This window comes from Sphingomonas sp. 7/4-4, from assembly GCF_027941955.1.
Lineage (GTDB): Bacteria > Pseudomonadota > Alphaproteobacteria > Sphingomonadales > Sphingomonadaceae > Sphingomonas.
The window spans coordinates 2655923-2675154 of sequence record NZ_CP115960.1 but is presented as its reverse complement, the minus strand read 5'-3'; the positions used below and the strand labels follow the sequence as shown (position 1 = coordinate 2675154).

16 protein-coding genes and 1 pseudogene are annotated in these 19232 nt (G+C 65.1%); 14 read left to right on the top strand and 3 right to left on the bottom strand.

Annotated features, from left to right (window positions below; translation table 11 throughout):
- Positions 1–34: 34 nt before the first annotated feature.
- The 5 genes from PIB19_RS13455 to PIB19_RS13435 all read left to right on the top strand — a co-directional run bounded on the left by PIB19_RS13455 (position 35) and on the right by PIB19_RS13435 (position 3021).
- Complete coding sequence (locus PIB19_RS13455) at positions 35–385, top strand: DNA primase (RefSeq protein ID WP_271237783.1); 351 nt, start codon at positions 35–37, stop codon at positions 383–385.
- 60 nt (positions 386–445) lie between these two features.
- Positions 446–1039, top strand: a complete 594-nt coding sequence (locus PIB19_RS13450; protein WP_271237782.1) for a YdeI/OmpD-associated family protein — start codon at positions 446–448, stop codon at positions 1037–1039.
- A 202-nt stretch (positions 1040–1241) separates the two neighbouring features.
- Positions 1242–1649 carry an ExbD/TolR family protein gene (locus PIB19_RS13445; protein ID WP_271237781.1) on the top strand — a complete coding sequence of 136 codons (408 nt, stop codon included), beginning with the start codon at positions 1242–1244 and terminating at the stop codon, positions 1647–1649.
- 57 nt (positions 1650–1706) lie between these two features.
- A complete protein-coding gene (locus PIB19_RS13440; protein ID WP_271237780.1) occupies positions 1707–2579 on the top strand; it encodes an MliC family protein in 873 nt (290 codons plus the stop codon).
- 49 nt (positions 2580–2628) lie between these two features.
- Positions 2629–3021, top strand: coding sequence for an acyl-CoA thioesterase (locus PIB19_RS13435; protein ID WP_271237779.1), 393 nt, complete (start codon positions 2629–2631; stop codon positions 3019–3021).
- Positions 3022–3025: 4 nt separating this feature from the next.
- Here the strand turns inward: PIB19_RS13435 and ppc are convergent, their stop codons facing one another.
- Together ppc and PIB19_RS13425 are read right to left on the bottom strand one after the other, a co-directional pair.
- Positions 3026–5698, bottom strand: coding sequence for a phosphoenolpyruvate carboxylase (ppc, locus tag PIB19_RS13430; protein WP_271237778.1), 2673 nt, complete (start codon positions 5696–5698; stop codon positions 3026–3028).
- 33 nt (positions 5699–5731) lie between these two features.
- The gene (locus tag PIB19_RS13425; RefSeq protein ID WP_271237777.1) at positions 5732–6418 is read right to left on the bottom strand and encodes a L,D-transpeptidase family protein; all 687 of its coding nucleotides are present in this window, start codon (positions 6416–6418) and stop codon (positions 5732–5734) included.
- Positions 6419–6770: 352 nt separating this feature from the next.
- On the opposite strand from PIB19_RS13425, the gene PIB19_RS13420 reads away from it, so the two are divergent.
- Positions 6771–7625, top strand: coding sequence for an oxygenase MpaB family protein (locus PIB19_RS13420; RefSeq protein ID WP_271237776.1), 855 nt, complete (start codon positions 6771–6773; stop codon positions 7623–7625).
- A 19-nt stretch (positions 7626–7644) separates the two neighbouring features.
- On the opposite strand, the gene PIB19_RS13415 is transcribed toward PIB19_RS13420, so the two are convergent.
- Complete coding sequence (locus PIB19_RS13415; RefSeq protein WP_271237775.1) at positions 7645–8412, bottom strand: FadR/GntR family transcriptional regulator; 768 nt, start codon at positions 8410–8412, stop codon at positions 7645–7647.
- Between the two features lie 607 nt (positions 8413–9019).
- Between PIB19_RS13415 and PIB19_RS13410 the strand changes: the two genes are divergently transcribed.
- The 8 genes and pseudogenes from PIB19_RS13410 to PIB19_RS13380 all read left to right on the top strand — a co-directional run bounded on the left by PIB19_RS13410 (position 9020) and on the right by PIB19_RS13380 (position 19151).
- Positions 9020–10321 (top strand): TonB-dependent receptor plug domain-containing protein, encoded by a 1302-nt coding sequence (locus tag PIB19_RS13410; RefSeq protein ID WP_271237774.1) that lies wholly within the window; start codon positions 9020–9022, stop codon positions 10319–10321.
- Entirely contained in the window at positions 10255–11991 is a 1737-nt protein-coding gene (locus tag PIB19_RS13405) for a TonB-dependent receptor (RefSeq protein WP_336297332.1), read from the top strand. Before PIB19_RS13410 ends, PIB19_RS13405 begins: the two co-directional genes overlap by 67 nt.
- Positions 11992–12044: 53 nt before the next feature.
- Positions 12045–13607, top strand: a complete 1563-nt coding sequence (locus PIB19_RS13400; RefSeq protein WP_271237773.1) for a tryptophan halogenase family protein — start codon at positions 12045–12047, stop codon at positions 13605–13607.
- Positions 13604–13831: pseudogene (locus PIB19_RS23090) on the top strand (tryptophan 7-halogenase); the annotation flags it as partial. The gene PIB19_RS13400 and the pseudogene PIB19_RS23090, both read left to right, overlap by 4 nt.
- 95 nt (positions 13832–13926) lie before the next feature.
- Positions 13927–15141: a tryptophan halogenase family protein gene (locus PIB19_RS13395; protein ID WP_336297144.1), complete on the top strand. Its 1215-nt coding sequence runs from the start codon at positions 13927–13929 to the stop codon at positions 15139–15141.
- Positions 15138–16286, top strand: coding sequence for a GH39 family glycosyl hydrolase (locus PIB19_RS13390; RefSeq protein WP_271237772.1), 1149 nt, complete (start codon positions 15138–15140; stop codon positions 16284–16286). The genes PIB19_RS13395 and PIB19_RS13390 overlap by 4 nt, the downstream gene beginning before the upstream one ends.
- Entirely contained in the window at positions 16235–16738 is a 504-nt protein-coding gene (locus PIB19_RS13385; RefSeq protein ID WP_271240984.1) for a hypothetical protein, read from the top strand. Before PIB19_RS13390 ends, PIB19_RS13385 begins: the two co-directional genes overlap by 52 nt.
- Before the next feature lie 88 nt (positions 16739–16826).
- Entirely contained in the window at positions 16827–19151 is a 2325-nt protein-coding gene (locus tag PIB19_RS13380) for a glycoside hydrolase family 31 protein (protein ID WP_271237771.1), read from the top strand.
- The last annotated feature ends 81 nt before the right edge of the window (positions 19152–19232 follow it).

The following is a 19232-nucleotide window of genomic DNA, read 5'->3' as shown; positions in this document are numbered from 1 at the left end:
CATTCCTATGTCCCCGAAGCGAAAAGGACAGGCGATGGGTGGTCATCAGGTTCCGGCACAGGGCCCCAACGACGACGGTTTCGACGAGGACGGCTATGACGAAAGCCAGCGCGCCGAGATCATCGAGGCGACCAACGACGCGCCCAGCGACGGCAACATCCTGACCGACATCCCGATCGACCTCGGCGACGATGGCGATGAGGACGATACCGACGAGCTCGATATGATCGACGACGAGCTCGGCGAGGAGGACGACGATGTCGACCAGGACGACGAAGATGTCCGCGAGGACGAGATCCAGGCCGATCTCGACGACGACGATGTCGACGAGGCGGATCTCGACGAAGAGCTCGACGACGGCGACGACATCGCGCTCGAGCCCTGACCCTGCTTGACGGGGCGGCGGCGCGAACCCAGCATGCCGCCGGTCAATCGGAGGGGCGCCATGCCGCGGGACACGCGCGTCGATACCTATATCGCCAGCAGGGCGGAGTTCGCGCAGCCGATCCTCGGCTGGATGCGCGAGCGCGTCCATGCGGCGTGTCCGGAGGTGGAGGAGTCGATCAAATGGTCGATGCCGGCCTTCACCTATAAGGGTAAGCCGCTGGCCAACGTGGCTGCGTTCAAGGCGCATGCGACTTTCGGCTTCTGGGATCGCCAGGCGCTGGCGACGGGCAAGGAAGGCGAGGCGATGGGCCAGTATGGCCGGATCGAGAGCCTCGACGGTTTGCCTTCTGCGGAGATATTCGAAGCGCAGGTCCGCGATGCGGTCACGCGGATCGATGCCGGGCACAAGCCGGTGCGCGCGGCAAAGGCGCCCAAGCCTGAGGCCGAAGTGCCGGCCGAGCTCGCCGAGGCGCTCGCGGGCGATGCGAAGGCGGCGGAGACCTTCACCGGCTTTCCGCCGAGCTGCCGCCGCGAATATTGCGAATGGATCGCCGAGGCCAAGCGGCCCGAGACCAAGGCGAAGCGCGTCGCCGAAGCGGTGGAGTGGATGCGCGAGGGCAAGCGGCGCAACTGGAAATACGAGAATTGCTGAGGGCCAAAATCCTCCCTCGCGCAGCGGGGAGGGGACCAGCGAAGCTGGTGGTGGGGGCCTGGCCGCGAGCGACCGCCTGTGGAGAGGCCCCTCCGTCGCCTTCGGCGCCACCTCCCCCGCTGCGCGAGGGAGGATTTGAAAGAACTATTGTGGCCTCTCCTCATCATGATATGTTACATCATCAACGATGAGGAGAGGTGCCATGGTCAAGGCCGCGCGTGTCCCCGAGCCCGTTCCGTTCAGCGCGATCAACGTCACGCCGTTCATCGACGTGATGCTGGTGCTGCTGATCGTGATGATCCTCAGCATTCCCCTCGCCACGCACAAGGTGCCGATCGACTTGCCCACCGGTATTGGCGATCCGCCGATCGAACGGCCGCACCAGCTGGCGATCGATCGCGGCGGCGCGCTGTTCTGGGACGGGCGCCGCATCGCCGATGCCGAGCTGCCGGCTTTGCTGGAGGCGATGCAGCGTGATACCGCGGCGGTGCTTCACATGAACACCGATCCCGATGCGCGCTATGACCGGTTCGACAGCGTTCTTGCGGTAGTGAAGCGTGCCGGCGTCGATCGGCTCGGCTTTATCGGGAACCGTCCTTTCCCGAATTGAGGAACTGGCGCGGCGGCGGGTGCGTTCGTCGCCCGCCGCTTAACACGGATCAATTTCATGCGCCTGTCCCTGCCGTTGCTTCTGACGCTTGCCGCCTGCTCTTCCCAACCTGCCGAGAATGTCGCGGTGCCCGCGAACCAGGTCGCGGTACTTCCGGACGAAGCTACGCCGAGCCCCGCGTCTCCGCCGGTGGCGGCGACGCCCGCGCCGCTCAATCCGCCGGCGCCCGGCGAGCCGGGAGGGCTCGATGATGACAGGACGCCGGTCAGCGAGGCGCCGTTCACCGAGGACAGCGCACAGGGCGCGGCCAATGTCGTGCAGACCTATTATGCGCTGCTGGAGCAGGGGAAATACGGCCAGGCGTATCGGCTGTGGGAGCCGGGCGCGGCGGGGATGGACGCAAAGGTCTTCGCGGCGAGCTTCGCCCGCTATTCCGAATATCACGCCAATATCGGTGCGCCGGGCAGGATCGATGCGGGCGCGGGGCAGCGTTATGTGACGGTGCCGGTGCAGGTCTATGGCCGGCTGAAGCAGGGTGCGCGGCCGTTCAACATGCGCGGATCGGTGACGCTGCACCGTGCCGGCGATATCGACGGCGCGACGGCGGAGCAGCGCCGCTGGCGCATCCGCAGCACCGACATCAAACCGAGTCCGGGCGAGGCGATGCCTTCGCCGGTGCCGACCGAGGATAATCGCTCGACTGCGCGCTATCGCTGCATGGACGGATCGCGCCTCGTCGCCCGCTTCGATCCCGACAATGACCGCGTCACCGTCTCGCGCGGCGGCAAGGCCCTCGCGACATTGAACGGACAGCGCGTCGCCTCGGGGATTCGCTACACGGCCAAGGGGTATGAACTGCGCGGCAAGGGCGGCGACATGACCTTTACGGCACCCGGCACGCCGCCGATCGCGTGCACGGCCATTCGCTGAGCGCGGCCTGAGGCTGACCTTCGGCGATCAGTTGCGCTAAGGGTCGGCCATGACGCCCTACATCGCCACGATCATCGCGGGTCCCGAGGACGAGGACATTCTCGGCCACGTCAACAATGCGGTGTGGGTCAAGTGGATCCAGGATGTCGCGGTGGCGCATTGGCACGCGATCGCCGCTCCCGAGCATCACGACGCCTATATCTGGGTCGTGACCCGCCACGAGATCGACTATCGCGGCAATGTCTCCGCAGGCGAGACCGTGACCGCCGAGACCTGGGTCCCCGAACCGCCGAAGGGTGCGCGGTTCAACCGGTACATGAAGTTCACCGGCGCCGATGGAAAGGTGCGCGTCGAGGCGAAGACGACCTGGGCGATCCTCGACCGCGCCACCGGCCGGCTGGTGCGCGTGCCGCCGGAAGTGGCGGCGCCTTTTCTGGCCTGACGAACTAGCCGCTGTTGCGGAGCGCCGTGGCGATCGCGTTGATCGAGAGCAGGATGCCTTCGCCGATCCGGGCGTCTTCCTCGCCGGCGCGGTGGCGCTTGAGCAATTCGATCTGCAGGAGGTTCAGCGGCTCGATATAGGGCGTGCGCAGCCGGATCGAGGTTTCGAGGCCGGGATGCTTCTCCAGCAATCGGGTCTGGCGCGTCACCGTCAGCAGCCCGTCATGCGTGGCCTTCCAGCCGTGGCGGATTCGGCCGAAAATCCCGTCGCGCAGTGCCTTGTCCTCGACAAGGGCGGCATAATGCCGGGCCACGTCCATATCCGACTTGGCGAGCACCATCTCCATGTTCGCCAGCGTCGAGGCGAAGAGCGGCCAGCCGGTGGCCATCTCGCGCAGCAGGCCCTTGTCCTCGAACGCCTCGATCGCCGCGCCGACGCCGTACCAGCCCGGCAGCATCACGCGCGCCTGCGCCCAGCTGAACACCCAGGGGATGGCGCGCAAATCCTCGATCGCGTCCGATTTCTTGCGGCTCGCCGGGCGCGAACCGATCTTGAGGCCGGCGATCTCGGCGATCGGCGTGGCCTGCCGGAAGAAAGTGGTGAAGCCCTGGGTCCCATAGACCAGCCCGCGATAGGCCTTGAACGCCGTCGCCGAGAGTTCGTCCATCGCGGCGGCGAAGCGCTCGGCATCGGCGGGGGCGAGCTGTTCGGGCTCGAGGCTGGCGAGCAGAGTCGCCGAAGCCATTGCCTCGAGATTGGTCATCGCGCTCGCCCGCGTGCCGTATTTGGCGGCGATCACTTCGCCCTGTTCGGTGATGCGGATCCGGCCCTGCACCGTGCCTGGCGGCTGGGCGAGGATCGCCGAGAAGCTCGATCCGCCGCCGCGCCCGACCGCGCCGCCGCGGCCATGGAACAGCTGCATCGCGAGATCGGCCTTTTCGAATACCGGCTTCAACGCAGTCGAGCCGCGCGAAAGCTGCCAGGTCGAAGTGAGGTACCCGCCGTCCTTGTTCGAATCCGAATAGCCGATCATTACTTCCTGATGGCCGCGCCCGGCGGCGATCGCCGCGACTTCGGGGAGACTCAGCCAGGCTTCCATGATCGCCGGCGCGCCTTCGAGATCGGCGATCGTCTCGAACAAGGGGATCGCCATGATGTGCGCCTGCGGCCGTTCGCCGGGAATGTAGAGGCCGGCTTCCTTGAGCAGCACATGGACCTCGAGCAGGTCCGATACCGATTGTGCCATCGAGACAATGTAATGCGTGATGCACTCGCGCCCGTATCTGGCGTGCGCGTCGGCCGCGGCGCGGACGATCGCCAGCTCGGAGGCGGTCTCTTCCGAATAGTCGGCATAGGGGCTGGTCAGCGGCCGCACGCTTTCCAGCTCGCGGCGGAGCAATGCGATGCGCGCATCCTCGTCGAGCGCGGCATAATCGTCGCAGACGCCGCCGGCCTTGAGCAATTCGGCGATCACGCGTTCGTGGACCGCGCTGTTCTGGCGCATGTCGAGCGTGGCGAGGTGGAAGCCGAAGGTCTCGACGGCGCGGATCAGCCGGCCGAGCGCGCCGCCGCTGGCGAGCGGGCCGGCACCCTCTGCCGCCAGCCCGCGTGCGATGGCGGCGAGCTCTTCGCGAAGCTGCGCAGGTTCGGCATAGGGTTCACCCTGAAGCGGCGCCGGGCGGCCGGGGCGCTTGCCGGTGAGCTTCTCGTGCGTCGCCGACAGCCGCGCATAGATTCCGGTGAGCGCGCGGCGATAGGGTTCGTCCTCGCGGCTGCGGCCGGTATCGTGGCTCGCTTCGGCGAGCTTGAGCACTGCCTCGCTGACGCTGGCATGCTCGGTCGAGATCGACAGTTCGGCACCGAGCGCGTGGACCGCGTCCATATAATAAGCGAGCACCGCCTCGGCCGAACGCGCGAGTGCGAGCTTCATCGAGTCGGCCGTGACGAACGGATTGCCGTCGCGATCGCCGCCGATCCAGCTCCCCGCGCGCAGAAACGAGGGCGCGCGTTCGCCGAGTGCGCGATCCCAGCGGGCGTAGAGCGCCGGGAGCACCGGCAGGAATACGTCGCGCAGATAAGAGAGCGCGGTTTCGACTTCGTCGGCGACGCCGAGCTTCTCGCGGCGCAACACCCGCGTCTGCCAGAGCAAAGCGATCTGGCGCAGGATCGCCTCGTCGACTTTGTCGCCGTCCTCGGTCTCCTCGACCCCGCGATCCTTGAGCGACATCAGCTCGGCGATCCGGTTCTTGTGGTCGATCATCGATTTGCGGCGCACTTCGGTCGGGTGCGCGGTCAGCACCGGGGCGACCAAAGCGTGATCGAGCAGCGCCATCACGGCGTCGTGGCCGATGCCGTGTTCCTTCAATCGCGCGAGCGCCGAGGCGATGTCGGCATGCGGCTCGGTCTCGACGCCCTGCCGATCCTCAGCGAGGTTGGCGAGCATCGAGAACAGCATGAAGCCGCGGACGAAATCGAGCGTCTCGTCGAGCGTCAGCCGATCGAGTCCCGAATCGATCGCCCCCGCACCGGCGACGCCGCGATGCCGGTCGACTGAAGTGGCGCGGATATATTCGATGCGCTTGAACAGCTCCTCGCCGCCATAAGCGCGGATCACGTCGCCGAGGAGCCGACCCAGAAAACGGATGTCCGGGTTGTTTGCGATCGCCAGGCTAGCCATGGCAGCGGTTGCTGCACTGCAAAAGGCGCGCGGTCAACGCCCTCCGCTCACCCCGTCATCGGCAAGCCATTGGTCGACCATCTCCTCGTCGCCGGACAACTGGCGCGGCGGCGGCAATGCGCCGACCCCGGAGGCAAGACTTTCGGGCACGACCACCATCGTCGCGCCCGGCCCGACCACCGTGGCGAGCCCGCGCTGGAAGGGGTCACGCGCTTGCGAATCATCGCTATCGGCAACTGCGAAGGGAATGCGCGGCGTCACGCGCTCACCCGGCAGCGTGACGCGGGTCCAGCCGGTGTCCGCGCGGAGCACATAGGCCTGGGGACGCTCGACGACCCCGTCGAATGCGGCGGGTGCCGAGCCGATCTGCATGCCGTCGCGCAGCACGATCATCCGACGGTCGGCGCCGCTGACCACGATCGTCACCGGACCGCGCGTGGCGAGGCCGGGCCGCCACCAGGCCGGCCCGGTCATCGGGCGGACCCGCACGGAGGATCGCTGGCCGACGACCATGACTGTCATTCCGGTGCGCGTCTCGCCGAACAGTTTCCGCGCGAAATCGTGCGGCAGCCGAATGCAGCCGTGCGAGGCGGGATAGCCGGGCAGAGTGCCGGCGTGCAGCGCGACGCCGCTCCAGGTGAGGCGCTGCATGAACGGCATCGGCGCGTCGCTGTAGAGATTCGAGCGGTGGAAGCTCTTCTTCTGAAGGATCGTGAACACGCCGCGTGGGGTACCGTGGCCGGGCTTGCCGGTGGAGACGGGGAGGTCGCGATCGGTTCACCGCCGCGATAGGCGACGAGGCGCTGGCTCGCGAGGTCGACGACCACCAGCATCGGAGCCACACCTTCGATGGCGGGCTGCGGCAGGCTCTCGATCGCGGGATCAGTGCCGACGGCACGTCCGGCCGTGGCGAGCAATGTCGCGGCGAGCAGCAATACGCAGGCGGGCCTGAGGTTCGGCAAGTCCGCGAGTCCCCCGATATGGTTAATGCGAGCCTATCAGCGAAAGCGCGGAGACGGAACTGTGCACGGGCGGGTTGCGGCCGCGCCGTGAACCCCTAGCTTGGGAGCCGATGACTCCAGCCGCTCCCGTCGCCCGCACGCTCAGACGCGCCCTGATTGGGCAGGTGCGCGCGGTGTTCAACGATCAGTCGAGAGGCGAGAAGCCGGTCCAGCGCAAGCCCGAGGAGAGCCTGTTCGGGCCGCGATCCGTGGTGTGGCGGGTGCATGGCGATGTCACCACGATGATGGTGGGCGGAGTCGCGGCGTTACTGCTCCAGATGCTCCACCCGGCGGTGCTCGCGGGCGTCTGGGACCATTCGAGCTTCCGCGGCGACATGCTCGGGCGCCTGCGACGCACCGCGCGGTTCATCGCCGTCACGACCTATGGTTCGGCGCAAGAGGCCGAGGCGATGATCGAGAAGGTGCGCGACGTGCACACGCGCGTGAAGGGCATTCTGCCCGATGGCACGCCCTATACGGCGGACGATCCGCGGCTGCTCGCCTGGGTGCACGTGACCGAGGCGGTGAGCTTCCTCGACGCATGGATTCGCTATGCCGAGCCGCACATGCCGCTCGCCGATCAGGACCGCTATTTCGCCGATTTCGCGCACATCGCCGAGGCACTGGGCGCAGATCCGATCCCGCGCAGCCGCGCCGAGGCCAATGCGTTGATCGCAGAGATGCGCGGCGAACTGGTTGCCGATGCGCGGACGCGCGAAGTCGCGCGGATGGTGCTCGATCAGCCCGCGCCGAGCCTTGCAGTGAAGCCCTTTCAGGCGTTGACCTTCGGCGCGGCCGTGGACCTGCTGCCGGGCTGGGCGCGTGCGATGCACGGACTGCAGGGACCGGGACTGGCGACGCCGGCAGTGCGGATGGGCACACGCGGTGTGGCCGGCACCCTGCGCTGGGCGTTCGGCCAGGCTTGAGGCCCGCCGGTTCGGGAGGCTAGGCGGTCTTGACTGCTTCCTGGGGGCGGACCGAGCTCAGTTCATGGTTGCCGCTGCCTGTCATATAATCGGAGCCCATGTGGATGACCGCCAGCATCGCGGCGGCTGCGGCCTCGGCATCCCCGCGTTCGATGGCGTCGGCGATCGCTGCGTGCCGGGCGACATTTTCAGCAATCGCGTCCGGCCGATCCGGGCTGCTCAAGGAGAATAAAGCCCCCAAGGCGATTTCGATGACGCTGGCGAAGGAGCGGAACATCGGGTTCCCGGAAGCAATCGCGACCGCGACGTGAAATTCGAGATCCGCCTTGGCGAATGCGTGCCGGTTGATGCCGGCCAACCGCATCGCCGCAAGTGCCGCCCGCATCCGATCGAGATGATCCGGCGTGCGCTCGGTCGCGGCGAGGGCGGCAATCGCCGGCTCCACTGCCCGGCGCATCTGGCCGAGATGTCGGACGAAGCTGGCGTCGAGGCCGACCCGCGCGCGCCATGCCAGCACGTCGGGGTCGAACCAGTTCCACTGGTCCGGCGGCAACACCTGCGTGCCGACGCGAGCCTTTGCGCTGATCATGCCTTTGGCGACGAGGGTCTTGGTCACTTCGCGCATCAACACCCGGGACGCGCCGAATCGCTCGAAGAGCTCGGGCGCGCCGGGCATGCGCGAACCGGGAGGACGTGATCCCGAGAGAATCTCGCATCCCAGAATCGCCGCTATCTCATCATGGCCGACATTTCGCCCAGCGCGTCCCACATCCCGACTGCTGAACATCGCTGTCGTGCCTTTTCCCCATGCGCGATACTCGCCCGTACCGGGAAAATCGCGAAAATCCTCTACTTAGTGCGCATTTCTGCTGACGCGCCCGCCGCCGCAGAACGGCATTCTCTCACATGAGAACGTTACCGCTCACATACGCAATGCGCGTGCGAGCGGCAACAATTTGACCGTATTTTAATGACTTCTCATGGGTGAATTTATCCTGCATATATAAAATCTACCGCCGTTAGAGCGGCAGGCATATTGATTCTCGGTATGTAACTGAAAACAGAAGGCAATCTGCTTTAGCGCTGCGCCCCGCGCAGCGTGAGACACCGAGTAGAGTAGGCGTAATTCGAAGCGATAAGGCGCGTCGGGGATGGTCAGAGTGCGCGGCAAAAATATGTTAACGCTAACGCATTCCGCCGACCAATTTATGCTGTTGCAAGATCGGCACACCCCGGCGCCCACATAGCGTTTTGCGTCATAATGATATTATTATTGCTGGACGAGAAACATTAATCGGAATAATCATGTTAGCGCTACCGACGCTCAGAAAGCGCGGTTTGCGACTTCGGCACGGCAATGATGCGTGCGGAGGTTCACCCTTGGGGAGGATTGAATGGCGATCGGAAAGTCTGGGCGGAACGGACGTGGTTGGGCTGTGCGCACCGGCGTCTCTTTGCTGGCACTGGCAGGAGCGGCGCATCCGGCGCTTGCGCAGAACGAGCCGGCCGCCGCTGGTGCGCAGGACGCGCAAGGCGCACAGGCGCAAGCTCCTACCGAGGGCGAGGAACAGACCATCGTCGTGACGGGCCGCCGCGCCGCGCTGCAGGCGGCCGACGAGCGCAAGAAGGCGTCGGAAAGCATCATCAATTCGGTCGTGGCCGATGAAGCGGGCAAGCTGCCCGACAATTCCATCACCGAAGTCCTCCAACGCGTCTCGGGCGTGAGCATCGTTCGTTTCGGCGCGCTGGGCGATCCGGACCATTTCTCGGTCGAAGGGTCGGGCATTCAGGTGCGCGGCCTCAGCGGCGTCGCCTCGCGCCTGAACGGCCGCGAGATTTTCAGTGCCAATGGCGGACGCGGACTCGTCTGGGGTGACGTCACTCCGGAGCTGATGTCGGCGGTCGACGTCTACAAATCGGCGACGGCCGACCTGATCGAAGGCGGGACTGGCGGCCAGATCGATCTGCGCACCAAGCTGCCGTTCGATTTCTCGCCCGGCTGGCATGCCGCCGGCAGCGCGGAAGTCAGCTACGGTGATTTGACGCAAAAGACGGATTATTCCGGATCGATGCTCCTCTCGAATCGCTGGCACACCGGGATCGGCGATATCGGCATCCTCGTCGATCTGGCGACCAGCCAGCTCACCTCGCGGTCCAACTTCTTCCGCACCGAGCCCTATTTTCGCCGGCGGCTGCTGGGAGAAACCCAGGACGTGTTCCTCCCCGGCGGCTATGACTATGGCGATGAGGAATTCAAGCGCAACCGGAGCGGCATCTACGCCGCAGCACAATGGGCGCCGAGTGACGATCTGACGCTGACCGGCATCTACTTCCAGTCACGCTACAAGAACCACAACCAGTCGCACTTCGCGATGCAGACCTCGCAGGATCTGGCCGTCAATCGAACCGGGAGCACGTTCGACGATAACGGCGCGCTGTTGTCGACAAGCTCGATGTTCCTGCGCGATGCGAACACCTTTCTGCCCACCGGCGGCACCATCAATGGCGGCGGCGGCACCGAGGGCACGCGCTCGAACTCGATGACCCGGGATATCTCGGCCCAATTCAGCTGGCAGCCGGGACAGGGCCCGCTCAAAATTTCGGGCGCCTACCAGAATACCCTGTCGACATCCCGGCTCGATCGCCTCGCGATATTCCGCGACGTCCCCTTCCCTCGACGTTCGGCTTCGATCTGACCGGTGACTTCCCCCAGGTCACCGTACCGGCATCGGTCGCGACCACGCTCGCCAATCCGGCAAACTATAGCTGGTCGGCGGCGATGCCGCATAATGAGCGCAATCGCGGAACGATGGATTCGTTCAACCTCGATGCGGAATACACGTTCGAGGACAGCTTCTTCCGTGCCGTGAAGGTCGGCGGGCGCGTGTCGGAGCGCAGGGAGCGCGATCTCAACAACGGCTTCACCTGGACGGCGCTGGGCCGCGGCTGGAACGGCGATCCGCAATTGACCTTCGCCGACGCCCGGCCGGGGGATGTGGAATATTACGCCTTCGACAATTTCTTCCACGGCGATATCGGTGTCCCGGCGAATACGCTGTGGCCATCCATCGCGCTCCTCGAGGGGGTGACCGCCGACGAACTGCACCGCCCTGCACCCCTGGGATATGGCGGTGCGCGGTCGCGGCCAGCTTCGTTCCTGCCGCAGGACCTGGGCCTGTGGAAGACCGAAACTTCCGCCGCTTATGCGCAGGTCCGCTTCGGGCGGGACTATGAGGCCGGCAAGCTCGGATTCTCGGGCAACATCGGCGGACGCGTGGTGCACGTGAAGAACGAGTCCCAGGGCTTCATCGTCCAGGACGCCTTTAGCTATATCCGCAATGGCCAGACGGTAAGCCTGGCGCAGCGGGTCGATCCGCGCGGAGGCAGCGCGAGCTTCACACGGTTCCTGCCTTCGGTGAACCTGCAGTTGCAGCCGGCCGAGGACGTCAAGCTGCGCGCCGCCTACAACATCACGATGGACCTGCCGAACTTCAACGCGACGCGCGGCGGCGGCAACATCGGTGTCGCGACGACCTCGAATCCGATTTCGGGCCAGCCGGGCATTTTCACCAACTTCACGGCCTCGACCGGCAACCCCTTCCTCAAGCCCGCCATGTCGAACAATGTCGACGTGTCGCTGGAATGGTATGCCAAGCCGGGAACGATGTTCTATCTGAACGGCTTCTACAAGCGCATCACGGATCTGCCGATCTTCTCGCTGACCCAGCGTGACGTGACGATCCGGTATCAAAACGGAACCACGGAGCTCGCCAGCGCGGCGGCTTCGGACGTGATCACCGCCACGGAAGCCGCCACGGTGAAGGGCGTGGAAGTGGGCGGCCGCGCCTTCCTCGATATGCTGCCGGGTGCTCTCGCCGGCTTCGGTATCGAAGCCAACTACACTTACATCGACAGCAAGAATCCGGGCGACCTCTATCGCGACATCTTCGGTGCGATCCGCAACGATGCGCCGCTCCAGGGGCTTTCGAAGCACAATTACAACCTCACCCTGCTCTACGAACGCAGCCAGCTCTCGGCGCGCGTGGCTTATTCGTGGCGGTCGAAATATCTTCAGTCGACCAACGCGAACGGCACCACCCCGACCTATACCTTTGTCTCGGCGCCGGGGGCGGCCGGGCAGAGTGTGCAGATCGCGCTGCCGGTCTATGGTGATGCCTATGGTCAGGTGGACGTTGGCCTGACTTATAAGGTGACCGACAATCTGTCGTTCACCATCAGGGGCACGAACGTGCTCAACGCGACACAACGCACGCTGATGGGCGGCTACAAGAACGACGCCATCTATACGCGCAGCTGGTTTCAGAGCGATCGGCGCGTGAGTCTCGGCGCGAACCTGGCATTCTGATACCCTCCTGGTGGCGGGCCGGGCCCGCCACCAATTTTGTTCGGAGTGCATCGATGGTTTCCGAATGCCGGCGAATCCTGGTCGTGGGAGGCGGGACTGCCGGCTGGATCACGGCAGGGTATCTCGCGCGGATGCTGGGTGCCGATCTTCCCGGCGGCGTTGCGATCACTTTGGTGGAATCGCACGATATCGGCATTCTCGGCGTCGGCGAGGGCACTTTCCCGACGATCCGCAGGACGCTGGCGCGGATCGGAATCGACGAGGCCGAACTGGTCCGTCGCTGCGGCGCCACGTTCAAGCAAGGTGCCAAATTCGTCCACTGGCGGCACACGCCCGGCACGCCGGGGCACGATCACTATCTTCACGCCTTTCAGGAAACCGACGACCGCGACGGTCCGGAGCTCCTCCCCTACTGGCTGCTCGGTCTCGCCGGCGATGCCAATTGGGATGAAGTCAACACGCCGCAGAAGCGCGCGGCCGACGCGCACCGTGCGCCCAAATTGCCGAGCCATCCCGATTTTGTCGGGCCGCTGAACTACGCTTTTCACTTCGATGCGGTATCGCTCGCCGTGCTGCTCCGCGAGCAGGGCATCGCCAATGGCGTGACGCATCTGGTCGATACCGTGCAGGAAGTGTTGCTCGGCGAAGACGGGGCGATCGCCGGGGTCCGCTGCGCCGAACGCGGCGTCCTGACGGCGGATCTCTATATCGATTGCACGGGCTTTCGTGCCGAGCTGATCGGCAAGGCGCTCGGCCAGCCATGGAAGTCCTGCCGCGACGTGCTTTTCTGCGACGGCGCGGTGGCGATCCAGGTCCCTTATGCACGGCCCGACGATCCGATCGCTTCCTACACCATCTCGACTGCCCAGCAGGCGGGATGGATCTGGGACATCGGGCTCGAGGCCCGGCGCGGCATCGGCCACGTCTATTCGTCCGCGCATGGCGACGCGGACGAGGCGGAACGGGTTTTGCGCGAGTATATCGGCCCCGCCGGTGCAAAGCTGGAGGCGCGCAGGTTCCGCTTCGACGCCGGATATCGCGAAGTGAACTGGTACAAGAACTGCGTGGCGGTAGGCCTCTCCAGCGGGTTCTTCGAACCGCTTGAGGCGACGGGAATCGTCTTCTCCGAAATCGCCGCGGGCGTGATCGCCAATCTCTTTCCCTGGGCGGGCGATTTCGAGACTTCGGCGCGCCAGTTCAATGCCAATATGCGCCGTCGCTACGAGCGCACGCTCGATTTCATCAAGCTGCATTATTGCCTCAGCGAACGGCGCGACAGCCAATTCTGGCGTGATAATGTCGATCCGGCCTCGGTTCCCGACAGCCTGAAGGAATTGCTCGATCGCTGGCGGTTCCGGCCGCCAAACGAGATGGACGTCGACCGGAACGTGGACATCTTCACCGAATCCAGCTGGCAATATGTGCTGTACGGGATGGGCTGGAAAACCGATCTGTCGGCCAAGGCTGGCGTTTTCCGGTTCGAGGAGGACGCCAAGGCGGCTTTTGCCAAGATCCGGCAGCAGGCCGAATTCGCGCTCCGCCAGCTGCCGTCGAACCGCGAACTGGTCCGCTTCGCGCAGAAGTCCGGCTTCGGTCCAGGCGCGAACGCAGCATGACGCGGCCGCCGACGGAAGCGCCGGTCACCAGGCTGGTGATTGTCGGCGGCGGTTCGGCCGGCTGGATGACGGCGGCCGCGGTGTCGCGCCTGGTCGCTGCGGGCGTCGCCGTGACCCTGGTCGAATCGGACGAGATCGGCACAGTCGGGGTGGGCGAGGCGACGATCCCGCCCTTGCTGGATTTCAATGCCGCGCTCGGCATCGACGAGAACGAATTCGTCGCCGCGACGCAGGGCACGTTCAAGCTCGGGATCGAATTCGTCGACTGGGGCAGGCGGGGGACAGGTACATCCATCCCTTCGGCAAATATGGCCGTTCGATGCTGGGCATCAATTTCCACCAGATCTGGCTGCGCCAGCATCTGCTGGGCGGCGATGCGGATCCGGGTCCGGTGGACGATTATGCCATCTCGATTGCGGCGGCCCGGCGGAGGCGCTTCGCCAAGCCCGCCAGCAATCCCGACGCGGTGCTGTCCGGCCTCGCTTACGCCTATCATTTCGATGCCGGCCTCTATGCCAAATTCCTGCGCGGGCATGCGGAAGCGCGCGGCGTGAAGCGCGTCGAGGGCAAGATCGCGAACGTCGAGCAGGCGCCGCTCGACGGGCATATCACTGCGGTCGTCCTCGAAGACGGCCGGCGGATCGAAGGCGACTTTTTCGTCGATTGCAGCGGATTCCGCGCGTTGCTGCTCGGGCAGACCTTGGGCGTTCCCTATCGCAGCTGGCAGCATTGGCTGCCCTGCGACAGCGCCATCGCAGTGCCCACTGCGAACGTCGCACCGCCCGTCCCCTATACGCGCGCGAATGCGGAGCAGGGCGGATGGCGCTGGCGCATTCCGCTGCAGCACCGCGTGGGCAACGGCCACGTCTTCTCGAGCGCGCATACCGACGAGGAGACTGCGCTGCAGCGGCTGCTCGACGGGCTTGACGCGCCGACGATCGCCGATCCGCGGCTGCTTCGCTTCACCGCCGGGCGGCGGGAGAAGCTGTGGGAGAAGAACTGCGTGGCGATCGGCCTCGCCGGCGGGTTCATCGAGCCGCTCGAATCGACGAGCATCCATCTGATCCAGTCCGGCATCTTCCGCCTGATGTCGCTGTTCCCGGATCGCGGCTTCAGCGGAATCGAGATCGACGAATATAATCGCTGGCTGATCGAGGAATACGAGCACATCCGCGATTTCATCATCCTGCATTATCACGCCACCGAGCGCGCCGATTCCGACTTCTGGAACCATTGCCGCACGATGGATGTCCCAGACAGCCTCGCCGCGCGGATCGAATTGTGGCGCGAAAAGGGGCGAATCTTCAGGGCGCATAATTCGCTCTTCACCGAGGAGAGCTGGATCGCCGTCCTTCTCGGCCAGAACATCGTCCCGCGGGCCGCCGATCCTTTGGTGGCGATGCTGCCGGTCGGAGAGACCGTCCAGTTCATGAACCATATGCGCGAGATCGTCGCGCGCACCGCCGAGGCGATGCCGACCCACGAGGACTATATTGCTATGAACTGCGCCATGGCGCGCCAGGCGGCGCAATGAATTTCAAGAGACTCGGCATGGCATTCGCGGCGGCGGCCGCCTGCGTGATGGCGCCGGCTTCGGCCGCGCAACCGCAGGTTGCCGCCGAGGCGCAGCCGCGGCACATCGAAGTGGACCTGCGCAAGGCCGCCGGACCGCTGGACCGCTCGTTCAATTTCTCGGTCGGATCGGATTATCCCGGCACGCTGATCCGTCCCGAGAGTCTGGCGCAGCTCAAGCTCGCCGTCGACGAGCTGGGCTTCCGCTATGTCCGGTTCCACGCGATCTTCCACGATGTCTTCCGGACCGTTCGGGTCGAGAACGGCAAGACGATCTACGACTGGACGAAGATCGACCAATTGTATGACGCGCTGCTCGGCATGGGGATCAAGCCTTTCGTCGAATTGGGCTTCACGCCCGAGGCGATGGCGAGCTCGCCGCAGACGATCTTCTACTGGAAGGGCAACACGTCGCATCCGGATCCGAAGGCGTGGAGTGCGCTTGTCGACGCGTTCGTGCACCATCTGCGCAGCCGATATGGCGAGGCCGAGGTCCGCAGCTGGTATTTCGAGGTATGGAACGAGCCCAATCTCGGCGGTTTCTGGGAGGGCGCGGATCAGAAAGCGTATTTCGAACTCTATGAGGCGAGCGCGCGTGCGATCAAGGCGATCGATCCGGGCTTGCGGGTAGGCGGTCCGGCCACGGCGGGAGCAGCCTGGGTTCCCGAGTTCCTGGATTATGCCGCGAGCCGGGGCATCCCCGTCGATTTCGTCGCGACGCATACCTATGGTGTCGATGGCGGCTTCCTCGATGAAAAGGGGCAGGACGACAACAGGCTTTCGACCAATCCCGACGCGGTCGTCGGCGATGTGCGGCGTGTGCGGGAGCAGATCGCGGCGTCGAAATTTCCCTCGCTGCCGTTGTTCTTCACCGAATGGAGCGCGAGCTACAACCCGCGCGATCCGGTCCACGATTCCTATATCAGCGCCGCCTATATCCTGACCAAGCTGCGCGCGACGCGCACGTTCGCGCAGGGAATGAGCTATTGGACCTTCAGCGACCTGTTCGAAGAGGCTGGCCCCCGCCCACGCCTTTCCACGGCGGTTTCGGCCTCATCAATCGCGAAGGCATCCGCAAACCCGCATTCTTCGCGTACAAATATCTGAATGCGTTGAACGGCCGTGAAGTGCCGTCGGCGGACCCGCAGACGTGGATCACGACCGACAAGGGCAGGACCGGCGTGCTGTTCTGGGATTGGCAACTGCCGAAGCAGGAACTGAGCAACCGGCCGTTCTTCACCAGGGTGCTGCCTGCGCAGGCAGCGCGCAGCGCGGAAGTGCGTTTCCGCGGACTGGCACGCGGAAGCTATCGGCTGACGGTCCGCCGTACCGGCTTCAAGGCCAACGACGCCCATACGCGCTATCTCGAAATGGGTTCGCCCGCTTCGCTGTCCCGCACGCAGCTCACCGAGCTGCAGTCTCTCACAAGCGATGCGCCGGAGAAGAACATGACCGTCCGTATCGGTAGCGACGGAAACTATGTTTTGCGGGTGCCGATGCGGAGCAACGATGTCGTGCTGGCTCTGCTCGAGCCGGTGAAGCCGGTGCGCGGCAAGTGACATATCGCGCGCGCCCGTACGGGGCCTGACGCGCGACCTGCGAGAACACCAGTCACGGCGAAAGCCAGAGAATCGATGGAGAGACTTCATGATTTTGCGTCACATTCTGCTCGCGAGCGCGGCGCTCGCCGCTGGTCCGGCCGCCGCCCAGTCGCTCGCGACCATGGATCGCAACGGCAGCCTGGTTTCGGTTGAGGCCTATGGCCCCAACATCGTTCGCGTGACGCTGTCGCTCGACCGCAAGGAGGTCGAGGAAGGGCCGGGATACGGTATCAGCGCCAAGCCGGATGCGAGCGGCTGGACGCATAGCGGCGGCGCTTCGGGCGATCTGTTCACGTCTTCGGCATTGCGCGTGACGGTCAACGCCCAGCCCTGGCCCAAGCCACCGACCCAGATGCAGCGCTATTTCGCGCCGTCGCTCCCTCCGGTTTCGATCACGATCGGCACGCCCGACGGCAGGGAGATCACGCGCATGAACGGCTGGGAGATGGCGCCCCAGACCGTGAATGGCGAGAAGACGTTCAAGGTGGGCGCAAGCTTCGCCGACACTGCCGACACGCATTATTACGGCCTCGGGCAGAATCAGGAGGGCGCGCTCGATCTACGCGGCAGGACGATCGACTGCCGGCACAATTACGATGCGCCGGCAGGCGAGTCGGTCTGCGTGCCCTTCCTCGTCACCAACAAAGGCTATGGGATCATCTGGGACAATGCGTCGGCGACGACCGTATCGCCGGGCCTGCACAATGCCACGCGCTTCCAGTCCCAAGTCGGCGAACGCGTGTCGTTCTTCATCATCACCGGCAAGACATCCGACGAGATCTACGCGGGCTATGCCAAGCTGACCGGCGAAACCCCGCTGCCGCCCAAGGCCGCGTTCGGCCTCATCCAGAGCAAGGCACGCTATGAGAGCCGCGACGAACTGATGCGGATCGCGGAAGGGTATCGCAGCCGCCATTATCCGCTCGACGTCATGGTGCTCGACTGGTTCCACTGGACGCGGATGGGGCAGCTCGACATCGATCGGAACGCCTTTCCGGACCCCGCCGGCATGAACCGCCAGCTTCACGATTGGGGCATGCACTCGATCATCAGCGTCTGGCCGCGCTTCGAACGCGAATCACGCTACTACAATACATTGTCGGCCAAGGGCTGGTTCCTCAAGGACGCCGAGGGCCAAGTCGCGGACGGTCTCGCCGTCCGGTCGGACCGCGCAGGCGCGCTCCTCGACAGCACCAACCCGCAGGCGCGGGAGTGGTTCTGGAACAGGATCCGCGACAATATCGCGAGCGAAGGCTTCGACTGGTTCTGGCTGGACGAGACCGAGCCCGATCTGGTGCCGAGCGGCTATTTCTTCTCGATCGGCTCGGGCGACCGCTATTATAATGTCTATCCGCTGGTGCATACGAGCATCGTCGCCGACGGTTCGGCGCGCGACCGGCCCGACAAGCGCAATCTGATCCTCGCCCGCGCCGCCTATCTGGGCGCGCAGCGCAACGGCGGGCTGTTTTGGTCTTCCGACGTCGCTTCGACATGGGAGGCGCTGCGGCGACAGGTTCCCGCCGGGCTCAATTTCACGGCGAGCGGGATCGCCTATTGGAGCAGCGACACGGGCGGCTGGATGTGGCCCAACGGACCCAAGGCCGAACGGCCGGTGCTGGTCGCGCCGGCGGGTGCGACTGCAATGGGGCCGGATTATGCCGACTATCCCGAACTCTTCGTCCGCTGGTTCCAGTACAACACGTTTACGCCGACCTTGCGCATCCACGGGCAGCGTCCGGCCACGGCGATCTGGGAATATGGCCCGGCGGCGGAACCGATCCTCGCGAGCTATCTCAAGCTTCGCTACGCGCTCATTCCCTATCTCTATTCGCTCGGCCGGCAGACCTACGACACAGGTGCGCCGTTCATGCGGGCGCTGTTCATGGACTTTCCGGACGATCCCAAGGCCGCGACCGTCGGCGACCAATATATGTTCGGCCCGGCGTTCCTCGTCGCGCCGGTCACCGAGCAGGGACGGACCACCCGCCCGGTCTATCTGCCGGCCGGCGCCGACTGGTACGATTACTGGACCAACCGGCGCTACAGCGGCGGTCAGACGATCGAGGCCGCGGCGCCGATCGACCGGATTCCGCTGTTCGTCCGCGCCGGCTCGATCCTTCCGGTCGGGTCGCCGGTGGCCAATACCTCGGAGAAGCAGGCGCTGGAGGCGATCCGGGTATATCCGGGCCGCGACGCGCGCTTCACGCTCTATGACGACGACGGCACCACCAACGGCTATCGCAGCGGCAAGGGCGTCAAGGCCGAACTGATCTGGAACGACGCCAATCGAACGCTGACCAGCCGCTCGCCATTACCCTCGAACCAGGATCCGAAGAAGCTGGTGCAGATCATGGGCGGCGCGGCGCAGTGACGCCACGCCAAGTGTGAATAGGCCCATAAAGAGATCGGGGAACGCGCGAAATGGAGAGACTCCAGCAGATGTTCCGCGCTT

What these genes read in the sequence shown, in the direction of transcription:
- PIB19_RS13455 (WP_271237783.1), top strand. Translation starts at nt 35, where the DNA reads ATGGGTGGTCATCAGGTTCCGGCACAGGGCCCCAACGACGACGGTTTC.
- PIB19_RS13450 (WP_271237782.1), top strand. Translation starts at nt 446, where the DNA reads ATGCCGCGGGACACGCGCGTCGATACCTATATCGCCAGCAGGGCGGAG.
- PIB19_RS13445 (WP_271237781.1), top strand. Translation starts at nt 1,242, where the DNA reads ATGGTCAAGGCCGCGCGTGTCCCCGAGCCCGTTCCGTTCAGCGCGATC.
- PIB19_RS13440 (WP_271237780.1), top strand. Translation starts at nt 1,707, where the DNA reads ATGCGCCTGTCCCTGCCGTTGCTTCTGACGCTTGCCGCCTGCTCTTCC.
- PIB19_RS13435 (WP_271237779.1), top strand. Translation starts at nt 2,629, where the DNA reads ATGACGCCCTACATCGCCACGATCATCGCGGGTCCCGAGGACGAGGAC.
- ppc (WP_271237778.1), bottom strand. Translation starts at nt 5,698, where the DNA reads ATGGCTAGCCTGGCGATCGCAAACAACCCGGACATCCGTTTTCTGGGT.
- PIB19_RS13420 (WP_271237776.1), top strand. Translation starts at nt 6,771, where the DNA reads ATGACTCCAGCCGCTCCCGTCGCCCGCACGCTCAGACGCGCCCTGATT.
- PIB19_RS13415 (WP_271237775.1), bottom strand. Translation starts at nt 8,412, where the DNA reads ATGTTCAGCAGTCGGGATGTGGGACGCGCTGGGCGAAATGTCGGCCAT.
- PIB19_RS13410 (WP_271237774.1), top strand. Translation starts at nt 9,020, where the DNA reads ATGGCGATCGGAAAGTCTGGGCGGAACGGACGTGGTTGGGCTGTGCGC.
- PIB19_RS13400 (WP_271237773.1), top strand. Translation starts at nt 12,045, where the DNA reads ATGGTTTCCGAATGCCGGCGAATCCTGGTCGTGGGAGGCGGGACTGCC.
- PIB19_RS13395 (WP_336297144.1), top strand. Translation starts at nt 13,927, where the DNA reads ATGCTGGGCATCAATTTCCACCAGATCTGGCTGCGCCAGCATCTGCTG.
- PIB19_RS13390 (WP_271237772.1), top strand. Translation starts at nt 15,138, where the DNA reads ATGAATTTCAAGAGACTCGGCATGGCATTCGCGGCGGCGGCCGCCTGC.
- PIB19_RS13380 (WP_271237771.1), top strand. Translation starts at nt 16,827, where the DNA reads ATGATTTTGCGTCACATTCTGCTCGCGAGCGCGGCGCTCGCCGCTGGT.